Origin of the sequence: Rhodoferax sp. (assembly GCF_014859475.1) — a bacterium.
Taxonomy (GTDB): Bacteria; Pseudomonadota; Gammaproteobacteria; order Burkholderiales; family Burkholderiaceae_C; genus Rhodoferax.
In genome coordinates this window covers 1-4,303 of sequence record NZ_JACUUE010000208.1, presented here as the reverse complement: position 1 = coordinate 4,303, position 4,303 = coordinate 1, and the positions used below count along the sequence as shown (strand labels likewise).

The 4,303-nt window shown below is 63.5% G+C and carries 3 protein-coding genes and 1 pseudogene; all 4 read right to left on the bottom strand.

All coding sequences use genetic code 11. The features are described from left to right. Window positions 1-1,097 (bottom strand): DEAD/DEAH box helicase family protein (locus IBX54_RS13070; protein WP_296543097.1); only part of this gene is annotated, 1,097 nt, incomplete at its 3' end. Between the two features lie 6 nt (window positions 1,098-1,103). Beyond that, entirely contained in the window at window positions 1,104-1,706 is a 603-nt protein-coding gene (locus tag IBX54_RS13065) for a DUF4276 family protein (protein WP_047349253.1), read from the bottom strand. 2 nt (window positions 1,707-1,708) lie between these two features. After that, on the bottom strand, window positions 1,709-2,869 hold the full coding sequence (locus IBX54_RS13060; RefSeq protein ID WP_041836131.1) for an AAA family ATPase: 1,161 nt from the start codon (window positions 2,867-2,869) through the stop codon (window positions 1,709-1,711). A gap of 10 nt (window positions 2,870-2,879) precedes the next feature. After that, a pseudogene (locus tag IBX54_RS13055) lies at window positions 2,880-4,303 on the bottom strand (site-specific DNA-methyltransferase); the annotation flags it as partial.

The window sequence follows — 4,303 nt, the reverse complement described above, 5'->3', positions numbered from 1 at the left end:
GCATCGTCACGCACCACCACACGCGGCGTCTTTACCAAGCCCGCCTCAATGGCATCGTTCAAGCCAAAGTCCGACACCACCCAGCTGAACAACCCCGCCTCGGTGTTGCTGCGCCCCGTGGGCGCAAAGGGCGTGGCCGACAGGTCGTAGCAGCGCGCAATGCGCCGGGTTTTGTGGATGCGGTCCAGCCCCTCCACCCAGCGGGTGGCCTCGTCCAGGTCAATGCCCAGCGCCTCGGCCTCGGCCTTGCTCACCTTGATGTCGGCGGGCTTGCGGTAGGCATGGTGCGCCTCGTCGTTGATGACCACCAGGTTCTTGGCGTTGGCCAGCGGGCCCAGCACGCGGCGGGTGTAAGCCTCGTCGCTCTCTTTGCCCTTTTTCACCACCGAGCGCTCTTGCTCTTTCAGTGGCATCAGGGTGTGCCAGTTTTCGATCAGGATGCTGGCCCGGTTGAGCTTTTGCCGCAGCGCCTCGGAAGGGCACAGCTCAAACTGGTCGTAGTAGTTCTGCTCGTGCCCCGGCATCAACACCTGTAGGCGCGACTTCACCGTCAGGCCCGGTGCCACCAGAAAAATGGCGCTGGAATACTTGCGCGGCGACTTGGGGTAGGTCAACGCGTTCAGCACCTGCCAGGTGATGACCATAGCCATCACCGTAGTCTTGCCGCTGCCCGTGGCCATCTTGTTGCACAACCGTTCAAACGCGCCGCCGTCGCCCTCGATGAAGATGCCCTGCCGATATTCAGGCAGCGCCTCCAGGTGCCAGATCAGCGTTTCTATGGCTTCGAGCTGGCAAAAGTAGAACGGGTACTGGCGACGCGACACCTTGTCTGCATCCCACCAGTGCTGCAGCAGCGCCAGCGTCACCGCCGTGGTGCCCGGCCAGCCATCGGCGCGCCACTGGCGCACCCGCTCGCGGATGGTGTCCACCAGCGGGATGGCCACCTGCCGCCGCGTGTTCTCGCGCGTGTCGATGATCTCGTAGCCCGCCGGGCGGCGCACTGGCTCGCGCCTCAGTGTGCGGTCGGGGTTCTCGGCCCAGTGCTGCTGCGGCTCGGTGAAGGCTGAGTTGATGATGAGGGAGGTGGGTGAGGTCAAGGCGCTTCACTTCAAAAAGGTTTGCAGGCGATCAAAAGTGCGCGCCAGGCTGGGGGCGTGCGCCATGGCGGCGTCCACATTCCAGCGCTCATGGACAAATTGGCGCATGCGCTCGTTGTACAGCGGCCCAATCGAAACCGCACTGCCTTGCGCTGGCACCAGTTCTGCTACCAGCCGTTTGTTGCGGCTGCGCCGTACCAGATTGATCAGTTCTTGCTTGGGGTCGGCCAAGGACTCGGGCGCAGGAGAAATTTTGCTGACCGGTATGCCCGCAAAGCTTGCAAACCCCTCCTGATCGGCCAGCACCCAAGCCTCTGCCTCACGCACTGCCACCCGAAACAGCATGGACCGAGGCAAAGTGGCAACCCCCCACTGTTCGCGCAACTGCGGGGCGCACGGCGTCTGATCCAGATCCACCAGGACGACGTGGGGCAAAGCGCGGCTGGCGTTCAGGTACTTGGACACCGATTTGCGCATATTGCCCACCCCGCGCGCCACCAGAGGCCGCAGCACCGTATAGCCGCGCCCGGTATGCGCAAGCACCTTCTCCATCAGGACCAGGCTCAAAACGTCTTCCACCACCAGGGCGATGTCCAGCGGTTGGGCCATGGCTAAAAAATGGAAAGCTGTTCAATCTGGCTTGGCGGGGCCTTGCGAACCATGGCCTCGGCCACGTTGTAGCCCGCCGCAACCAACTCCAGCTCCTGGGCTGTGGCAGGCACAACGCGTGTGCCTTCGGCCGAAGGCTCCAGCCGCAGCACATCGCGCGGGTCCACGCTGCTGTGCTCCAGCAGGGCCTCGCTGTGGGTGGTCACAAACACCTGGCGGCGGTGCTTTGCCCGGCGCTGCATCTGCCACAGCAAGGGCGGAATCTGCCGAACAATCGACTCGTTCAGCGACAACTCCGGCTCCTCCAGCAGCAGCAAAGAGTCGCCATCGAGCAGGCTCCACATGATGCCCAGCAGGCGCAGCGTGCCATCAGAGAACTGGTCTTCACGCTGCCAGCCCGCATCGGGCCGCCAATGCTCGTAGAGCGCTTCCAGGTGGGGCGTGCCCGTGGCGTTGTCGCGGCTGAATTTCAGGTCGCGCATATTGGGCACACAGGCCCGCAGGGCCGATTCGATTTTTTTCAGACGTGCATCGCGGGTGCGGTCCGGGGTTTTGGCAATGCGCTCCAGAAACGACTGGCCAAAAGGGTCACCTTCCAGCAAGACGCTGGCGCCCAGCTCCGCATGTTTGAGCAATTGCGGCACCAGATGCAGATAAGTCAGTGCGCCAAAAAACTGCGCAATGTCCCGAAAATCCTTGTTCGCGTTGACCTGCTCCAGGCTGGTTTCCGTCAAACGCTCACGGTCTGCCTGGTCTTCCGGGTTGTGGGGCCGGTCGAGCAGCACGGCGCCCGTGCGCAAGTCTTCCACCCGCTCCTTGCTTACCACCACCCGCTGCTTGCCTTTGCCCTCGCTGCGAAAGGCCAGGCAGTAGCGCCAGATGGCCGGGGTATCTATTTTTTCTGCCAGATCGACCTCGATCAGCACCTCCGGGTTGCTGCGCGCCAGCAGGCAGCGCACCTTGGTCATGCCGCCGCGCATTTCCACGGCGCGCTGCAGCCCCCCACCCTTGGGTTTGGCCACATCGCGCAAAAACCGGAACACATCCAGCAGGTTGGACTTGCCCGAGGCGTTCGGCCCAATCACGAACACCCGGTCGCGCAAATCCACCTCGATTTTTTTGAAGTTGCGCCAGTTTTGCAGTTGGAGTCTTGAAATCAGCACTGCGCTCTCCTTATGCCTGGGTTGCCGAAGCATCCAGCCGCATCACCTTCAGCGACTCAATGCCCCGGTCGTCCACAATTTTCACGGCCACCGTGCGGTTGTCACCGGCAGCAAACGGCAGCGACACGGTGCCGGTGAAGGCTTGCAGCACCTCTGTATCCAGCTCGGCGCGGATGTCCTTTTTCAGCTTCATCCAGCCCTCGTCCTTGCCCGCCATCGGGAAGAACACCTGGTGCGGGAACAGGCTGCGCCCGTCGTAGTCGGTATCGAGCTGCCACGCGGCAATCTTGCCCTTGCCGCCCGACACCAGTTCGCCCTTGGCCGTGTCGAAATAGTCAAAGCCGTTCACCTCCACCTGCCACAGGCCATCGGGCAGTTGCGTCAGCAGCACATCGGGCTGGCCCATGAGCCAGAAGCTCTGGTTGCTGCTGCGGGCTTTTTTCAGGTCTTCGGTCAGCAGGTCGGTGTTCATCTGCGCCTTCAGTGCGGTGATGCCTTTGAGCGCGTCGATGTCCTTGGCCGCCTCGGGGTCGAAGGCGAAGGCGCAGAACACGATCATCTTGGGGCGGGGGAACAGTTCGCCCGCCTCGTTCAACGCGCGCTCCACCTGGCGCTGCTCCAGCGCGCCGTGCTCGGGGCCAAAGCTCACTACCACGCGCTCGCCGGTGTCCAGGCTGCCGCTGGCGTGCACGCTGGTGGTGCCGGGCAACACCTCCAGTTCGGCAAAGCGCAGCATCTGCCCACCCTTGCCGCGGATGCCGGTTTTCAGCAACTCATCGCGCCAGGCGTGCTGACGGCTGGTGTGGCCGCTGCGGGCCAGGCTCATATCGGCCAAATCGGCCGCTTGCGCTTGCCCCGCTTGCGCCGGCAGCTCCTCTAGTGATAGCACGGTGGGGAAGGGCACGGCTTCCACCGTGAACGGGCCGCACACGCGCAGCTTGGTCTTGTCACGCTCGGGTTGGTCGTACAGGGTTTCGCTTTCAGCGTTGGCGGCAATGCTGCGGTCCATCTCGGCCTGCATTTTTTGCCGGGCGGTGTGGAACTGGGCCAGCGGCGCCTGCAACTCGGCCGCCCAGTCGGCGGGCAGGTCGAACGGCACCTCCCATTCCTGCAAATCCTGCCCCTGCAGGCCCAGCACCAGCTTCTGGCCTTTGCGTGCGCCCTCGGTCACCGGGTAAGGCGTGGCCGGTGCATGCGTCTTGAGCGCCGCATTCAGCGCCGCCAGCGCCGATGCGATGGCCGGGTGCATGCGCTCATAAATCGCGTCGATCTCGGCATTGTTGGCAATGCTTTTGAGCGTGACGTGGGGCACGGTTTTGTAGATAAAACCGCCGCGCAGCCCTTCGTGCGGGTAGCGCAGGGCGAAGTCATCAAAACTGGCGGTCATCAGGCGCTGCGTGGCCAACGTGATGGCCACGCGCGAGGTGTCGCAGG